The organism is Vibrio sp. Of7-15, assembly GCF_022347565.1.
Taxonomy (GTDB): domain Bacteria; phylum Pseudomonadota; class Gammaproteobacteria; order Enterobacterales; family Vibrionaceae; genus NORP241.
This window is the reverse complement of the sequence record NZ_JAKRGH010000016.1, coordinates 1-17,757: the sequence shown is the minus strand read 5'-3', so window position 1 is coordinate 17,757 and position 17,757 is coordinate 1. Positions and strand designations below refer to the sequence as shown.

Sequence of the window (17,757 nt, the reverse complement as noted above, 5' to 3'; positions counted from 1 at the left end):
AATGAATTAAACATCGACTGGTTCTCCGTCAATCAATTTATCAAAATCATGCAGTAATGCTTGGCTTGGACGAGCGTAAAAAATACCGCTGTCACTCCCCGCTTTCATCCCGCGTAAAAATAAGTAATACACGCCGCCAAAGTGCGTGTCGTAGTCATAATCTGGAATACGGCTACGTAAAAAGCGCTGAAGAGCCACTGCATAGATCTGATACTGTAAATCATAACGATGATCGCGCATTGCCTCGGTAAGCTGCTCACCTCGGTACACATTGGGATCATCGCCTAAATGGTTTGATTTCCAATCCAGAACATAATATTTACCCTGATGTTCAAACACTAAATCAATAAACCCTTTTAGCATGCCGCTGACCGTCGCAAAACCAAGCTCACCGGCTTTGGCAGAAATCGCATCGTGCTTGGCAATCACTTTATTCACCATCGGTGCCGACAGTAACTCAATGGGCAATAAAAATTCCATTTCGGTTAAACGCTGGCTGCTGTTTTTCTCTGCTAATTTCAGATCATGCCCATCAAGCGGACATTGCAATACATCATCAATCAGCTTTTGGAGTACGGGTAACCAAACCAAATCATAATGTTCTTTAGTCAATAGATCCGTAAGAATCGCCACGGTTTCAGGGCTGTCTACAGGGGCGGTGAAATCAACCTCTTCAAACACTGTGTGCAAGAACGTACCCGGTCGAGCACCACGCGGAAAAGTATAAATAGAGTATTCAGGCTCAACTTCCAACTCATGTTCAGCCACCCCATCAAATTGCTCTTGTGCTGAGTCAATATCAAAACCAGGTAGATCAAAACTGCTGTCATGATGCGCTTGATGGCCTTGTTTGACGAGACTAGAGTAGCTGGTCATCCACCAGTTTCGTTCAATCTGCGTGGTAAACTCTTTGGCTTTTAGCTCCACTTCACCAGAAACCATTGGCTGCCAAGGGCTCTCAGGTAATGATGGTGGATCCATGACGCTCATGGCAGGCTGACTTTCGGAAAGTTTGGCTAAAGCGAGTTCCAAATCGGCAATGCCCCCTTCTTGGCCGTTTTGAACCAAAAAACCCATCGCACTGCGATGCAACCCGGTAGGCTCTTTAGTGCTGCGACCATTACGAACCGGAGCCATGCCCACATAACAGCCATAAACCGCCCTCGTTAAGGCCACATAAATCAAACGCAAGTCTTCTGCTAACCGCTCTTTATCTGCCAGCTCTAACGACGTTTTTTGCTTAGTAATATCCAGTATGGTGATGCTTTGCTGTTCATCATGGTATTTCGCCTCGCTTGCTTCACGGTAGCTGCACACAAACGGCAAAAAGACCAAATCGTATTCCAAGCCTTTTGATTTATGGATTGTTACTATTTGTACTAAGTTACGTTCAGATTCTAAGCGTAAGGTTTGATCTTCAACATTGCCGTTAGGCTCGGCAATATTTTCCGCCAACCAACGCAACAAACCATAATCACTGTCTAAAGTTTGACTGGCTTGCTGAAGCAGTTCACCTAAATGAAGTAAATCGGTTAATCGCCTTTCGCCCCCATCTTCGGCCAATAAACGCTCGGCAATTTCCCGTTTACTCATCACGCTACGCAGCATAGGCATAACACCTCGCTGCAACCACAGCTTACGGTATTCCTTAAACTCATTAACCGCATTTTCCCACTCGGTTTCATCACTATTGAGCTCATCAAGCTTCATGGCGGTCAGTGAAAAAAGCCTCGATGCTAATGCGGCTCTAAGTGCACGTTCATCTTGTGGTGTAAGCACCGCTTGTAATAAACGCTGAATGTCCGCCGCTTCCGCACTGGAAAACACACTATCACGGTTAGACAAATACACGCTGGCAATGCCTTGTTCAGCCAATGCATTTCGTACCAGCTTTCCTTCGCTTCCGGTACGCACCAATACCGCAATGTCACCCGCCTTAATCGCCTTTTTATGCTCTTCATCTTGGAAGTAGGCATTATTTTGCTGAGATTGAGTTAGAACATGCTGAATTTGAGCAGCAGTCGCTTCTGCCATGATTTGTTGATAGCTGGCCTTGGTTACTGGCTTACCATCCACACTGTCTTGATGCCAGAATGTCAGCGCTGACTGTTGCTGCCCATCAAGCCACCAGCTTCGGCTAGGTGCTTTAGGACTGTGGTTCACGGACAGAAAATGAATATCTTGATCATAAATGAACGGGCTATCTGGGCGCTCAAACACACTGTTCACCGATGCGATCATATCGGCTGTAGAGCGCCAGTTTGTATCCAATGTGTAGTGATCCGTGACCTGACGTCGAGCTTTGATATAAGTAAAAATATCAGCCCCACGGAAAGCATAAATCGCTTGTTTAGGATCACCGATCATAAATAACCCACATCTCGCTTGCTGGGCACGTTCTCCCGTATAAATCGAGCTAAAAATACTGTATTGAAGTGGGTCTGTATCTTGGAATTCATCGATCATCGCAACCGGGTACTGGCTACGAATGCGATCAGTCAGAAGATCATCTTGATCGTTGTCGATCGCCGCCGAGAGCTGAGTCAGCAAGTCATCAAACGACAGCCAACCTTGCTTTTGTTTGGTTTGCGCCAAGAGACCACGACATTCATTAATCGCATGGGCCATCAGCGGATCACGTAAGCTCGCTGGGTTATCAAGCAACTCAGCAATCGCGCTAAACACAAGGTGTTCTGGCGCATCCCCTTTGGCTGTTTTTTCAATGAGTGTCTGCTGATGGAACTTTTCCAACTTATCCGGCAGCTCATACCCAGAGGTTGGCGTCGCTGCCCATGCACTCACCTGAGCCAGCCAAGTAGGTAAGCTCTTTTTGGTGTAGCTGCGTTTATTTACCCCAGAGTTCGCAATCAACACTTCTAAATCGTCTTCATGCTCACGCCACAGTGCTTTTAAAGCATCAATTCGTGCTAGATTCTGCTGATGAAGTTGCTCTAAAGAGTCCGTCATGGCTTCAACACTGAGCTTCACTGGCGCACCTGTTAAGCTGCCACCAATGTCTTTTAATAACGCCTCAGGCGATCCCCACACCTGACGCACTTCTTGAGCTAATACATACGGTAAATGATAAAAATTACGACGCCAGTAATCTGCCACCACGACATTTTTTAACTGGCTTTCATCGGTCACAAAGTCATTGTTAAAGCGGCTACCGGATTCAAAGGCATTTTGCGTTAGCATGCGCTGACAAAAACCATGAATGGTATAAATGGCCGCCTCATCCATTTGACGTTCGGCCTGCAATAAGATTTTTGCCGCCGTCTTATGATCACTAATCGCTTCTAACAAGGGCGCAATCACCGGATCGGAACTCACTCCACGGCTAAACGCTAAGCGGGCATCATGAATACGAGCTCGAATACGATCCCTCAGCTCCGCAGTCGCAGCCTCAGTAAATGTCACCACCAGAATTTGATCCACCGTTAGCTCGCTAACATGGCTGGTTTCTTCACTGCCATGACCTAGCAACAAACGCAAATATAAGCTGGCAATGGTGAATGTTTTCCCTGTGCCTGCCGACGCTTCAATCAATCTCGCACCATGAAGGGGAAACGTCATCGGATGCAATTTTTGAGGGGCGACCATCTCTACAGGCTGAGATTCCGCTATCGTTATTTTAGTCATTAAAGACCACCGTATTGAATAAAGCGGCTTGCCGTGATGATGATCACAATGCAAATGTGATCAAACACTTAGAAAATGCAATTCGCTTTAAGAATAAAATTTGTTTCTATTAATGTGAGATCTTTCTCACGGTTTGTAGATCATGCATTAGTTAGTATCGCCAACAGAAACTTGGTCTACCTCTGGACCTGTGGTCGTACAGCGGACACCCTACAAATAAAAATGATTTGCTGGCGGCCACACTACATCTTCAACTCACTATTCATCACCCACTTCTTCGCTGTTCATCACCGCCGCTTGTAATACGAGATTGGCTAACTGCATGGATTCAACCGCTAATTCTTCTGTCCATTGTGGCCATACACGTGCAATGTACACATCGCTGCCTTCTCCTGGAAACAGATAACCGTCGTTAAAACTGTCTGCCATTTTTTTATACGCTTTCACTAAGGTTTCTTCATCGTCTTTCCACTTTCCATCACGGCCAATGCAGCCTTTTATGCCAGCCAACGCCGTTCTTGGAAAATACGCAACAGGCCTATTCAACCCTTGGTAGTAAAGTGAAATAACCTCTGTCAAATAACTCCGAGCCTGCTCAGTTTCAATACTATTCAGCACTAAGTGGCTGTCAGTACCAATCACATGAGTCGGCTGACCTTCCCCTGAGGCAGCCAAACACAGATGATCAAACCACGCGGTCAGCAAATCTTGAGGGCGAATTTTCCCGCTTCGATAGCGCACCATGCCTTTAAAATAGCGCTGCTTAAGCCATCCTTGGAGGTGAACGGTTTTCCCATCCACATCTAAAGTCAGTTTAACTTCATGATCGTCTTTCGGTGTACTCACAAGTGGTAAAATAGATTCCGCTAAATTCACCACTTCAGCACGAGTGATCTCTAGCTCAATATCACCAAAAGCGGCAATAGGTAAACGACCTGCGGCTTTCTGTGCAGCAGCAAACTGAGCAAATGAAGCGCTTTCATCTCCACCTTGGTGGCTCAATAACAGCTCTAACAGTTCATCTCGCATTAAGTAGCTATCAAGGCCATTTAAGGTAAACGGCTCATCGTCTTTCAACACGCCCATTGGAGGCTCAAAGAACACTTTCAAACGGCGATTAAAAAAGTAACGAACAGGCAAGCGCCAAAAACGCTGAAATTCAGCCAAGTCTAACGTACGAGCCTGATCGGCACTAAACTCTTCACTATTGAGCTCGGCTAATTGAAAACCTTGGCTGGCCATACCTGAACGAGTGGCCGCTGGTAACCATTCTGCCGCATAACTACCCACTTCACTGGTAAACGTGTCAGGGCTGAATGGCACTAGTGGGTGGTGTGCAATTATGTTGTTTTTCAGGCGCTCTCCGGATTCATCCACGGCTAAGTGCTGATCCCCTTCCAAGCAATAACTCTGCTGACAATATTCCACCAGCTCACTGACTAAAACTGAAGCCACTTTCTCACTGTTGTCTTGGATTGAATGGCCAACATAGCTGATGTACAAGGTTTCTTGCGCAGACTGTAAAGCCTCTAGAAAAAGGTATCGGTCATCATCGCGTCGAGAACGATCCCCGGCTTTAGTGCGACCGTTCATCAAATCAAAGCCTTCTGGCGCGATGTTACGTGGGTAAGTACCATCGTTCATGCCTAACAAACACACCACTTTAAAAGGGATGGAGCGCATTGGCATCAAAGTACAAAAGTTGACTTGCCCCGCTAAAAAGCGCTGACTGACCCGCTCACCAGACAGTTTATTTTGCAGGTAATAATTTAACACCGCTGGGGTAATGCCTTCTTGATAACCCGCATCATCAAGCTGCTCTTGTAATCGCTGCAAATTATCTCGAATCGACTTTAAGACCAACTCACCTTCCAGCTCTACCTCAAAAAAGTCGTCCAATAAGGTGTTTAAGGTTGCTGTCCACTGAGTCACTGATTGCGTTTTCGCTAACTGGTGACGATAAACAATTAGGCAATCAATAAAGTGTGCCAATTGCCCGGCCAATTCCGCGTCTAATCCCTGAACTTCTTCATACGCGGAAATGCCATCAAATAACCCCACATCGTGAGGCATCGCATAACCAAGTAACATACGGTGAATACCAAATAACCACGTATTTTGGCTCTGCTCTGGCAATTCAAACTGGCTGGCGGTGTCTTTATCTAGCCCCCAGCGTACACCCGCTTCCTCAATCCAGCGCTTTACCTGTTCAAAGCTTTGGCTATCAAAACCAAATTTGCTCATCACGGCAGGCACTTCTAATAACTCTAAAAGCTCAGAGGCAGCACAGCGGCTTTCCGGTAAGTTAAGCAGACGTAAAAAAGCCAAAAGAATCGGGTTTTCCTGCTCTGCAGTACGGTCCGAAATAGAAAAAGGCACATAACGGTTACCTGGTGCATTACCAAATACCGCCTGAATCGCTGGGCTGTAGGCATTAATGTCTGCCACCATCACGATCACATCACGAGGTTTCAGAGCTGAATCGCTATCAAACATGGTCAGCAACTTGTCATGCAGCACCTCTACTTCTCGCATCGGGCTATGGCAAGCGTGAATAGAAAGCGAATCGTCACTTGGGTCAATGGCAAACTTATGCAAACTTGAATCTAAAATAGAATCATCTTGACGCTCTTCTAAATTCAAAATATCCGCTTGAATGGCGTGTAAGAGCGAATCGGGCTCAATGTCCACAAAGGCTTCAATTTCTTGGCCCTGCATTTCTGAGATCAAATACAAGTTGTCTCGACCTAATTTCCCCATCGACGCCAACAGGCTGTTTCCGACCACATCATCATGAAAATCATCAATGACATTTTCATCAATGGTGCCTTTTAGCTGTTCAGATAACTCCCCTTGCTCACTGTGATCATCCAACCATTTCACTTGAAGTCGTCGCTTTGCCGCCAATCTAGCCAAATATTTACGATCGCGCACTTCTCCCCAGTAGTAACGACATGGGTTGGTAAACATCAAATGAACATCAATATGCTCACCCATTGCCGCTAAAGCATCAAGGTAGCGAGGAGGCAGTGAAGAAATACCAAAAACAAACAATCGCTTTGGCAAACCTTGAGGTAAATCGCCACTGTGCAAATACCCTTCTAAGGTTTCAATAAAGTGCTCATACAAATTAGCACGGTGGTACGGTGATTGACCCAAAGCCAACGTTTGATCATACAGTGCCTGCCACAAAATAGGCTGCCATGGATGCTCCCCTTCCAGCTCGGCCACCACTTGGCCAGATTCCCACTGCTGGATCCACTCCGGTCGATACACCAAGTATTGGTCAAAGATATCGGCGATTTTTTCCGCTAATTGATAGCCCTTTAAATGATCGCCATCGTTTTCTAAATAACGTTTGAGCGGTTCAAATTCGGGTTGTTCCAACTGCTGTGGCAATACCTGCATCAGCTTCCATGTCATGGCATCTTTGTTAAAAGCACTACGTTCGGGAACATCTGACAACACCTTGGTGAACATATTCCAGATAAACGTCGCAGGCAGAGGAAATTCAATGTTTGCTGCTACCCCTAATGATTTGGCCAACTCCATCTTTAACCACTGAGACATACCAGGACTTTGGACTAAAATTTGTTCTTGCTCGAACGGGTTATCAAGAGGATTTAAACGGATCAGTTCCACCAGCAAAGATTTTAATAAATCCAGCTGGTTTGAGTGATAAACAGTAAACACGTGGCCATCTCTGTATTGAGGGGGGAATGGCTAAATTGTCTATCAGCTCAGGGTTGCTATCAATCAATTCAACAAAAAAAGCCTGTGTTCGGTAAAGAAAACAGGCCTTACGCTCACAATAATAGCAATTAGTGTGTTTTATAAACCAAGTTAGTCAAAGGTCGATAAAAAGCTAAATAACGAATGGCCACATAGCCCACCACCAAGGAAGCAATGATCAGCTCTAAGGTTGCTAATGTTTGTACCTGATTCACGTATTGCTGAGCAACGCTTTGCTCCCCCATCCATGCCGCGGTTTTAAATAATGCTGTTGCACTGATCACCAGAGGAAACGTAAAAGCGGCATACGCAGGACTAAAAGGCAAACGCAATAAGCGAAACAATGCCGTATAGATAACGAATGTCATTAAAATCGCAATACCACCTAATAGTGCAATGATCACCGGAGATGGCGTTGTACTTACGGTTAAGTAGCCCGCTAACGATAAGCTGGCAGGGGCAGCCAAAATGGCAATGGTTGGTTTTGCCGCATCAGGCACTTCATGACTAAAGATCAAACGATAAATCATTACAGGTAACATCACCGCATACGCACATAAACCAAACATCAATAATGCCTCTGCTAATGGGCGTAAGCTGTCAGAACCAGAGAAAGCCACGTCTGCCACGATTAAGCCGACAGGGGGGACAAACCAGCTCGGCACCAAATGATGCAGTTCAAATTCAGGAATTCGGTGGTACAAAAAAAGAATAAGAAAGATCACGTGCATCGCCACCGCCGCCAGCCATAGCCCTTCACCAACACTTGGCAGCGCCTTACCCATACCGTTAGACACCACCATCAATGCCATGGCAAATGTCGGCACCACACTCCCAACGACTGGGTGCGCTAAATCGTTCCATAGTAAACGCGGGTGAAGAACAAACTTACCTGCCAGTACAAACAAAAGAACAAAAGCGATACCAGCACCAATCAACTGACCTTGGCCGTTTAACTGTAAAGCATTTTCCCAACACCAACCTAAGCTGGCAATACCAAGGGCAAGCCCAGCCATAGGGGTTGGCGCTGCGGCTATTTTTCTTTTGGTTGCTATAAACATTCTGATCTCACATCGCTATTTAAGTTGATGTTGTCAGTGTAATCAGGCTTAATAATTAATTATATCTGAATATATTTAACCACCTTTTAAATATAACTTAACTCATTTAGAGACGTAATAATAAGTGCCCATTTGTTATGAATATTTCCCTAAAACAACTCAATGTGTTTGTGACCATCGCACAGGAAAAAACCATCACGGCGGCGGCAGATAAACTGTTTTTATCAAAACCTGCGATTAGTATGGCACTGGGTGAGTTAGAAAAAGTCATCGGCCATAAGCTGTTTGATCGCGTCAACAACCGCTTATTTATTAATGCTCAGGGCAAACGACTATTACCTCTGGCCAATGAACTGTTAGAGCGTACTAGCGATATCAGCCACCTGTTTGACAGCGAAAGCTTACTAAATGGTGAACTCAAAATTGGAGCCAGTGACACCATTGGCAATCAAGTTGCTCCTTATTTGCTCAGTGATTTTCGCAAACATACCGATCAACACGAACAACAACTGCTGATTGGCAACAGCGCCTTAATTTGCCAAAAGCTCAGTGATTACGAATTAGATATTGGTTTAATTGAGGGGAAAACCCAGCACCCCAATTTATTTATGGAGCCGTGGCACAGTGATGAGATGTGTGTGGTGTGCTCGCCAAATCATCCATTGGCAAAACAAGGCAATATCCAGCTGGGAGATTTAGAAAAGAGCCAGTGGTTACTGCGTGAGGCAGGCTCCGGTAGTCGAGAGTTTTTCTTACAACGCATTGCACCACGTATTGAGCAATGGTCAGAAGCTTTTGAGCTAAATACCACCGAAGCCATTATCAACAGTACTGCCGCAGGGCTTGGTATCGCTTGTTTGTCACAACTCGCCGCTCAACATGCTTTGGCCGATGGACGACTGGTTGAGCTCAAGTTCCCTCTCGACATGAAACGCCGTTATTGGTTATTACTGCATAAAGAAAAATACCAAAGCCCACTGCTGCAAGCCTTCATCGCCTTTTGTCAGCAATGGCAACAAAATCAAACTGCTTCACAATAGTCAAAGACTATACTCAAGAGCTTTTAGATCACAATGTGCCAATCAGCTATTTAATACTTTGTGAGCTAAAAGCTGTACACACTTACCTATAGGAAGACGATTAAATACGATTATCTCCGGCGCTGAAAGCAATGATCTGGCTAATTTGCGTTAAGCTACGGCCAGATTCTTGTTGCCAGTCATTAAAAGCCGCTTGCGTTGCGGTTAGTGCTCGCTTGGTATTTTTACCGCTATCCACAATACCCGTATTTCTTAAATACGCCTCTACATCACCTGTCAGTAAAAACGTCTCTTTTCCCATTTGACGCAGCGCGTACGGCCCAGTGTTACCACCTAAGCGCTTACCTTTGGTTTTCATGTATTGCCATAAGCCTATAATGTCTTCGGAAGGCCACTGCGCGACCAGTTGTGCAAAAGAGCCATGTGTTTTTTGAGCTTGGTAAATCATCTCAGCATTGGCTGGAATGGTCATAACCTTACCTAAATGACGAATAATTTTGGTATCTTGCGCCTTGCTTTCCCACATATCAGTTGGGATCAGTAACATTTTTTCGATATCAAAGCCCCAGAATACTTCTTCAAAACCTGGCCACTTATTACGCACTACCTGCCACGTAATGCCACACTGAAACACCTTTTGTGTCATCACTGCCAACCAACGATCATCAGGTAATAAAACCAACTCTTGATCCGTTAACACTTGGCTTAAACGTGCTTCTAATTCCACTTCCCCGCCTTTACGTTCAGCGGCTCGCTGATAAATGGCGTCAAATTTCTCTTTTGTCATCACAATGTCGCTTCATCAACTAGACAGACAGTGGATCCTACTGTATAAAAAGCCAGTAAATCAATAGAGAGAGGATGACCATGGCTGTTATCGTCAAGTACGTAGTGGAACGCAACGGAGAAGAAAAGATGACTTTTACCTCTAAAGCAGAAGCTGACGCTTATGACAAAATGCTGGATATGGCTGATGAGCTATTCACTGTATTAAGTGAAAGTGAGCTTATTGAAGATGAAGCAAAACAAGAAGAGCTGTCTTTATACTTAGCCAAACGTAAAGATGATGTTCTTGCTGCTTTAGGCGCAAAACGCAAGCCAGCTCCGAAAAAAGCGAAAAAAGAAGAGCCAGAAGCGTCTTCTGATTCTGACTCAGAAGCTGCATAAAGCATCTCAAGCAGTGAACCGACTCCTAAGGTTTGCTGCTTATCCCCCTTTCCTTTCTTATCTGTCTTTTATATCCCTTTTTGTAGTAAATCCTACCGACTTATTCTAAATATTCGCGTGTTTAGCTCTTCTATAATGATCAAAGTCTCATTATGATGGTATCAACTCATGAATACGCTGCATAAGCAGTCGACTTTAATAGTAATGGAGAACTATCAATAATGGCTCACTTTTCACTTGCCTTTGGTACCGCAACGAAAAACCGTGACGAAAAAATCATTGAAGCATTTTTTCCAAACCCAGTACTGAACCCAAGCGACGCGCTAGTTAGTGCGGTTGCTGAAGTGAGTGGTTACAAGGAAGGTAACCAGTTTATCGAAATTTCTGCGGACAAATGTGAAGCACTAGCAGCTGCATTTAACGCAAATGGCGACGAGAAAAATGGTGCATTTGCTGCAAAAGCGGCGCAATCTTCTCAACCACTTGTTCTTGTTGTACTAGCAACAGATGAGAAACCAAGCTCTGTGGCTGAAGGTTTCCTAAAACTGCAACTTATCTCTCACCGTCTTGTTAAACCTCATGGCACCGTTTTAGATGGTATTTTCGGTCTGCTTCACAACATCGCATGGACAAACAAAGGCCCTATCGATCTACCTGAGCTAGCCGATCGTCAAATCGAAGCTCGCCTAAACGGTGAAACTATCACGGTTGATTGTGTTGATAAATTCCCGAAAATGGTGGACTACGTGGTTCCTGCTGGCATCCGTGTTGCTGACACTTCTCGTGTCCGTTTAGGCGCTCACGTTGGTGAAGGCACAACCGTAATGCACGAAGGTTTCATCAACTTCAACGCAGGTACGGCGGGTGTTAGCATGGTTGAAGGCCGTATTTCTGCGGGTGTTATGGTTGGCGAAGGCTCTGACATTGGTGGTGGAGCTTCTATCATGGGTACTTTATCTGGCGGTGGTAGCGTGGTTGTTTCTATTGGTGAAAACAGCCTACTCGGTGCCAATGCTGGCCTTGGTTTCCCACTGGGCGACCGTTGTACAGTTGAATCTGGCTTATACGTAACCGCAGGTTCAAAAGTACGTATGCTAGATACAGCCGGCCAAGAAGTGGAAGTGGTTAAAGCTCGCGATCTTACTGGCAAATCTGATCTACTGTTCCGTCGTAACTCAGTAACAGGCCAGATTGAATGCCTAACAAACAAAACAGCCGTTGAACTAAACAGCGAGCTACACAGCAATAACTAAATCATTCTTCCTTATTGCTTATAAACACAAAGGTTGACGAAATCCGTCAACCTTTTCTTTAGTAACTCTTAATTCTCATTTAGCGACTGCTGTTACGACTCTATGCAACACCATGGCCTTTTGAGGCAACCCAAACTCGATACCACTGTTCATGGGTCAAATTCAATTCAAGTGACGCGACAGCCGCTTGCACACGTTCAATATTGCCGCTGCCTATAATAGGAACAGGCTTTGATGGCATTTTCATTACCCAAGCAAAAATGACCTGATCAATCGAAGTGGCACCAATTTCATGGCCGACTTCGGTCAATGTTTCACGTAAACGTACCATCTGCTCGCTATTGTCCGTGAAAATACGGCCACCTGCTAAACACGACCACGCCATTGGCTGTACACGTGCTTGTTGCAATTGATCTAACGTGCCGTCTTCTGTCACTTGCAAATTCGCAGGGTTAATTTCCACTTGGTTCGTCACCAGCGGAGCCTCTAGACGAGACTGAAGTAAGTCAAACTGCGATGGTGTAAAATTCGATACCCCAAAGTGTTTTACTTTCCCCGCAGCAGTCAGCTCAGCAAACGCTTCTGCTGCTCCATCGGCATCCATCAATAAATCAGGACGGTGCAGTAACAATACATCTAAATGATCCGTTTTCAGGCGAGATAAAGATTCATCAACTGAAGTTAAAATGGCCTCTTTACTGCTGTTGTAATGAGAAACTCGCGGATTACCATCGCCTGTATTTTCAGGATAAATACCACATTTTGAGACAATCTTAATCTGTTCACGCAAGCTCGGATCTAACGCAAGTACGTCGCCAAACATGCTTTCAGCGGCTCCGTAAACGGGCGCATGATCCACGGTAGTAATGCCTAATTCAATATGCTGCTTTACAAAAGAAAGCTGCTGCTGGGTCGTCATTCCCCATGCAGCCATACGCCAATAGCCTTGTACTAACGGTGAAAAAACCGAGTTTCCTTTAAGCACAATCCACACCTCTTTTATTGTGTCGTTACCTTCACTTGGTAACTTACTGTATTAACATCAGTATACTTAGGGTCTATGGCTGGATTAACCCCACTTAAAAGAAAAGATAATTCGATATAGAGCACAATTACTCGATATTAGTTTGATATATTGAACGATATAATGAACCCATCTTACCTCTGCTCGATGTAAAGCAACCCATGCATAAAATGCACAAGCGATTTGAACGTTATGCACTTTTCAGTGAAGTAGCTAAACAACTCAGCTTCTCCAAAGCCGCCGACCATTTAGGGATATCTCGCAGCTACCTGTCCTCTCAAATCAATCAGCTTGAACAAGAATTAGCCACTAGCTTGCTAATACGCTCGACACGCAGTGTACGTTTAACTCCGGCTGGCGAAAAAATTCTTGAAAAGATGCAAGGCATCAACGCCTCTATCATGCAGTTAGAGAAAGAGTTAGATCACACCAAAAGTGAGATCAGCGGATTATTGAGGATCACGGCTCCGGCCATATTCAGCCAGCGTTTCTTGGTCGATATTTGTCACGACTTCCAAAAAAAGTACAACGACATCCAGTTCGACATTGATGTTGGATATAACAGACAAGATTTAGCTAAGAGCCACTTTGATCTCGCCATACGGGCAACCAACACCCCACCGGATAACATGGTTGCCAAAAAACTCATGTCATATCAACATATCTGCTGCGCATCACCAAGCTACTTAGCTCATTGCGGAACTCCAGAACACCCACACGATTTACACCACCATAATTGCTTATCGGATCCACACCTAACACACTGGCAGTTTTTTGATGGCAACAAAACCATTCAAGTAGATACCCAAGGTGACTTTCTCATTAACGATAATTTCTTATTGTTAAAAGCCGCTCACCAAGGAAAAGGGATCATAAAAATGCCCTGTTACCTTGTGGAGCCTTCACTAAAATCTGGGGAGTTAGTACAAGTATTAGATTCGTATTTCATCGCCAAAAACAGAATTTATTTAATTTATCCCCCGCAGCTACGTCAAAGTACTAAGCTCTCCGCTTTTACTCATTTCATACAACAATGGTTTGAGAATAAAAAATAATATAAACAAAACCTGGGCTGAGCGTGATACCCATAATCTCAAGATACGAACTCTGGACACGATATCTTGAGAGACTCCGTTACCACCTCAAATAATTTTCTCGGCCCGCATTCCAATCTTGTTGAAACTGCCAACCATTTTTTAAATCGCGGCAAATTCCACGATAAGGCTGCCCTATCCGCCCCAAGATCCAGGCATTTTTAGGCTGACAATAAGCCTCTTTACCGTCACTATACCCTTGTAAATACACTGAGAAATCAGGATCACCATTCTCTATTAACTGATTAACAGCTTCTTCTGTCCGTGAAAAATTTCCTTGTTCCGCATCATAATAACCAACCTGGTACCAATTTTGCTCAGAAATAAATTGTTCCACCACAGGAGAGGCGCAGCCAAATAAGAAAATAGACGATATAAAAGAAATCAACACCTTACTAACCATAATCTCCCCGTATATTTATATTCGGTATATATATTTTTAGTATATTCTAGGAGTCTGAACCACAGTTAAGCATGAAATACTCATGTTAATGAATACCTAAGTCACAACTATAGAGAATGATAATAAACACTCTGTTTCTAGCTGGTATTTTATTGGTATTAGCTAAAATTTTAAGATAGATTACGACAAAATTATCCTTATAAAATCAGATGCAATAATTACTGATAACCCATTACTTTTCACGAAATTACCCATCGATAAAAGGACATAACAAAGATCGGGTAGACGGTATGATCAATGAAAGATATTTTACAAGAAGCGAAACAAGCTGGCTGCGACATAATAATTGCAGGGTTAACATATAACCCTCTTTCGAAAAACTTAAGCAATCATGATGGAAACCTTGATATTGAGCCCCGTAGTATTGAGTTACTTGAAGTACTACTTAGTAGCGTAGGTGAAGCCGTATCAAGCGACGAAATCATTCAACGAGTGTGGCAAAGTGACTATATTTCTAAAAATGTACTAACAAACCGCATCAGTACATTAAGAGCCATATTCAAGCAAAACTCAAACCATGAAGGGGCTGAAAAGCTGATCGTGACGTACCCTAAAAAAGGGTATTACATCCAACCCGAACTGGTTTCATTATCTGAGGTAAAGATTAAACCGCTACCGGAGGTCACTTCTGACGCAGAAGAAAGCCGATCTGAACATGGCCCGATCAGCACAACTCAATCAACCCTCGTCCCCCGAAAAACACATGTAATCTACTTGTCTGTTATTATCGGCTTATTAGTTTTAATTAGCTCAATGGCTCCCCCTTGGAAAAGCTATTTATCTTCCGATTTAAGTTCAAATAGCGTCGGACTCAAAAATCGCGCCTTTATTCCATCAGTCACGGTATTATTAGGCTCATTAAAAGCCAAAGATGATAAAGCAAAACAATATACCAGAGAATTAAAAGCACTCATCTTAAGCAGTGTTGTTAATTACTCCTATATCGATTTAGGAAACCAAAACTCCCCTACTTATTTTATTGATCGTATTGATAATAGCCCTTACTGGCCAGGCAGCCGTAATATTATTAATTATGATTACAAAGTAAATATATCGACAGCATCTACCGATAAAGATGATGAGCTTAAAGCAATTGTCGAACTTATCTCTCGATCACATAATAAACTCGCATTGAAAGCAGAATATACGCTTAGCCTAAATAGTTTGAAAAAAGATTTGCACCAAATATCTCTCGACTTAGGCGAGTTTATGACTTTACCAATATCAGATACTTTCACTCCTTATGATCGAGATGAAAATTTAACGTGGATTAATGGTGGAGAGAAGGAATTAGTTGCCTTTATACAAGGCAACGAAAAACTCACTCGCTTCGAGGCCGAGTTTATTGCACGCCTTTCCATGCAATCACAAACACTCAGCCCCCAAGATATAGCCATGGTTATTTCTCGTATTGAATCCAGCTTTAATTACTTACCAAAAGAGATGGCGGTCTGGCTAGGCTTATTGCATTTTAAAATAGGTAATTTCCAACAGTCCACAGAAGTCCTTCAAAAAAGTAATGCGTATAACTCAATTCAAAATGCTTACCTCTATGTCATCTTATCTTCTTTGGCATTAAAAGAAGTGGATGTAAGGAACTTCAGGCTATTTTATTTAAAATCATTTGTCGCACTCAGTGAAGTTATTCCATCAGAAGAAATGTTTGAACGCTTATCAGAGGCAGAAAGTAAAGAGACCTGTATGAAACCATGGTACAAATTAAAGTTTAATCGCGAAGGTGAAACGGAAGCCACCATCACCCACTGGAAACAAGCATTAGACACATATTGTACCCGAGTTGAAGAATATCTACAGTAACCACATTTATATTCATGTCATCGGCAAGCTCAGCTGATGACATGAACCAAGCCATAAATAATTTTTTAATAACAATCAGTTAAATAATAATTAAGCTTTTCTTATTCAATAAGATCTTTTGTTTGTTGCTAAGATCTTAGCCAGAACCTTAATATTCCCACATCGAATTTACCCTTCAAGCAAAATAAGAAACACTATTCTATTTTTGCTTTTAATGATCAGAATATAAGGCAACTCATTCATGAATAAAGTTTCGATTCTATCAATAATTGTAGCAATGGCACTAGCTGGATGTAACAGCGGTTCAGGTGATAACGGCAGCTCACATCAAAAGAGCAGCGGCCAAACGTACAAAATTGCAGACACCGCTTTTGACGCTGCAAAGCTTGAGGAATTAACTTATTCTGTTAACCTACTAGCAAGTACTGCTCAAACAAACGCGCACAATTCAGGACAAAACAGAACCTTTACACAAAAATTTAGCAGCTACAGTAATAGTGAACTAGCTAGTTTAATCCAAAAAAGCATTGATGAAGAAGAGAATCAGGAAGACAAAGCAGAGCTAGAAAGTCTGCAAAAAGTTTTCAATAAGCTGGATAATGATGGAAAGAGCAGCTTTTTCAATATTAATGAAACTCACTATGACTTAAACGGAACACAAATTGGAGAAGATGAAGACTCACTGTATTTCACAAGCAACTTCTCTACTCCTAATACTGAATTTGTTTTCGAGCTAGATGCTGATTCATCTATTAGCACCGATAAAAATATCGAAAATATACATCAAGATGCGGAATTTATTGTTAATGGTAACGATTTATTAAACAGCCAAATTAAAGTATCCTCAACGGTGACAAAAACGGCACGTTTAATCGACTTTACGGAGCTTACTAGCAGGTTATGGCAAGGAGCTGGCCCTGATCTAGGAGGTTCAGCTGATACGTGTACACTAATCTACACTACAGACTGGAATTCAAATGATAAAATCATCGAAAGCCTAAAAGTAGGAAGTGACACTATTGAAACTTTTAAAATAGTTTCTGGTGACACCTATAATTTCAGCTGTCAATCATACCGAGGCGAAACTAAAACTGCGAACCAAACAGTACGAAAAACTATTTGGTATAACCCAGTATTTGGCAATGTAAAAGTAAATGAAATGATTGGTGACCACAAGAATGAAGATACTGTATTAACTTCATTTAAGCTTAAATAATATATCCAATTTTCTTCTTTTATTTAACCGAGCATATTATTTGCTCGGTTTTTTATTACCTTTTACTAAACATTTCGATTTAAGCAGGCTATATCCCCCCAAATATCGTACCTTCAGAAATAAACAAAATCCCCTCGTATTTCTCATTAAAAATATCCGCCTTCTTAGAAGGCGGTTTTGCAATATAGCCCCCTAGAAGGGGGCGACCACGCTATCAGTCCTTTAATAACTGTAACTGCTGCTCATA

The 17,757-nt window shown here is 43.1% G+C and carries 12 protein-coding genes; 6 read left to right on the top strand and 6 right to left on the bottom strand.

Translation table 11 applies throughout. From position 1 onward, the window contains the following. Nucleotides 1-6 precede the first annotated feature (6 nt). From recB to MHO82_RS15910, 3 genes are all read right to left on the bottom strand, one after another. Entirely contained in the window at nucleotides 7-3,603 is a 3,597-nt protein-coding gene (gene recB / locus MHO82_RS15920) for an exodeoxyribonuclease V subunit beta (protein ID WP_239185468.1), read from the bottom strand. Nucleotides 3,604-3,900: 297 nt separating this feature from the next. Further along, complete coding sequence (recC, locus tag MHO82_RS15915) at nucleotides 3,901-7,335, bottom strand: exodeoxyribonuclease V subunit gamma (RefSeq protein WP_239185217.1); 3,435 nt, start codon at nucleotides 7,333-7,335, stop codon at nucleotides 3,901-3,903. A gap of 128 nt (nucleotides 7,336-7,463) precedes the next feature. Continuing rightward, a complete protein-coding gene (locus tag MHO82_RS15910) occupies nucleotides 7,464-8,435 on the bottom strand; it encodes a TDT family transporter (protein ID WP_239185215.1) in 972 nt (323 codons plus the stop codon). Between the two features lie 137 nt (nucleotides 8,436-8,572). Here MHO82_RS15910 and MHO82_RS15905 point away from each other — a divergent pair, with 137 nt between their 5' ends. Next, nucleotides 8,573-9,475 carry a LysR substrate-binding domain-containing protein gene (locus MHO82_RS15905; RefSeq protein WP_239185213.1) on the top strand — a complete coding sequence of 301 codons (903 nt, stop codon included), beginning with the start codon at nucleotides 8,573-8,575 and terminating at the stop codon, nucleotides 9,473-9,475. Nucleotides 9,476-9,575: 100 nt separating this feature from the next. Here the strand turns inward: MHO82_RS15905 and MHO82_RS15900 are convergent, their stop codons facing one another. Beyond that, on the bottom strand, nucleotides 9,576-10,262 hold the full coding sequence (locus MHO82_RS15900) for a DNA-3-methyladenine glycosylase I (protein WP_239185211.1): 687 nt from the start codon (nucleotides 10,260-10,262) through the stop codon (nucleotides 9,576-9,578). Nucleotides 10,263-10,342: 80 nt separating this feature from the next. On the opposite strand from MHO82_RS15900, the gene MHO82_RS15895 reads away from it, so the two are divergent. Together MHO82_RS15895 and dapD are read left to right on the top strand one after the other, a co-directional pair. After that, the gene (locus MHO82_RS15895; RefSeq protein WP_239185209.1) at nucleotides 10,343-10,642 is read left to right on the top strand and encodes a YebG family protein; all 300 of its coding nucleotides are present in this window, start codon (nucleotides 10,343-10,345) and stop codon (nucleotides 10,640-10,642) included. Nucleotides 10,643-10,863: 221 nt separating this feature from the next. Then, nucleotides 10,864-11,895, top strand: coding sequence for a 2,3,4,5-tetrahydropyridine-2,6-dicarboxylate N-succinyltransferase (dapD, locus tag MHO82_RS15890; protein ID WP_239185207.1), 1,032 nt, complete (start codon nucleotides 10,864-10,866; stop codon nucleotides 11,893-11,895). 100 nt (nucleotides 11,896-11,995) lie between these two features. Here dapD and MHO82_RS15885 read toward each other — a convergent pair whose 3' ends face one another. Then, complete coding sequence (locus MHO82_RS15885; RefSeq protein WP_239185205.1) at nucleotides 11,996-12,880, bottom strand: aldo/keto reductase; 885 nt, start codon at nucleotides 12,878-12,880, stop codon at nucleotides 11,996-11,998. A gap of 200 nt (nucleotides 12,881-13,080) precedes the next feature. Here MHO82_RS15885 and MHO82_RS15880 point away from each other — a divergent pair, with 200 nt between their 5' ends. Beyond that, complete coding sequence (locus MHO82_RS15880) at nucleotides 13,081-13,974, top strand: LysR family transcriptional regulator (RefSeq protein ID WP_239185203.1); 894 nt, start codon at nucleotides 13,081-13,083, stop codon at nucleotides 13,972-13,974. Nucleotides 13,975-14,053: 79 nt separating this feature from the next. Here the strand turns inward: MHO82_RS15880 and MHO82_RS15875 are convergent, their stop codons facing one another. Further along, nucleotides 14,054-14,416 carry a DUF2799 domain-containing protein gene (locus MHO82_RS15875; RefSeq protein WP_239185201.1) on the bottom strand — a complete coding sequence of 121 codons (363 nt, stop codon included), beginning with the start codon at nucleotides 14,414-14,416 and terminating at the stop codon, nucleotides 14,054-14,056. 297 nt (nucleotides 14,417-14,713) lie between these two features. Here MHO82_RS15875 and MHO82_RS15870 point away from each other — a divergent pair, with 297 nt between their 5' ends. After that, the gene (locus MHO82_RS15870) at nucleotides 14,714-16,294 is read left to right on the top strand and encodes a winged helix-turn-helix domain-containing protein (protein WP_239185199.1); all 1,581 of its coding nucleotides are present in this window, start codon (nucleotides 14,714-14,716) and stop codon (nucleotides 16,292-16,294) included. A gap of 241 nt (nucleotides 16,295-16,535) precedes the next feature. Further along, nucleotides 16,536-17,510 (top strand): hypothetical protein, encoded by a 975-nt coding sequence (locus MHO82_RS15865; RefSeq protein WP_239185197.1) that lies wholly within the window; start codon nucleotides 16,536-16,538, stop codon nucleotides 17,508-17,510. Nucleotides 17,511-17,757 lie beyond the last annotated feature (247 nt).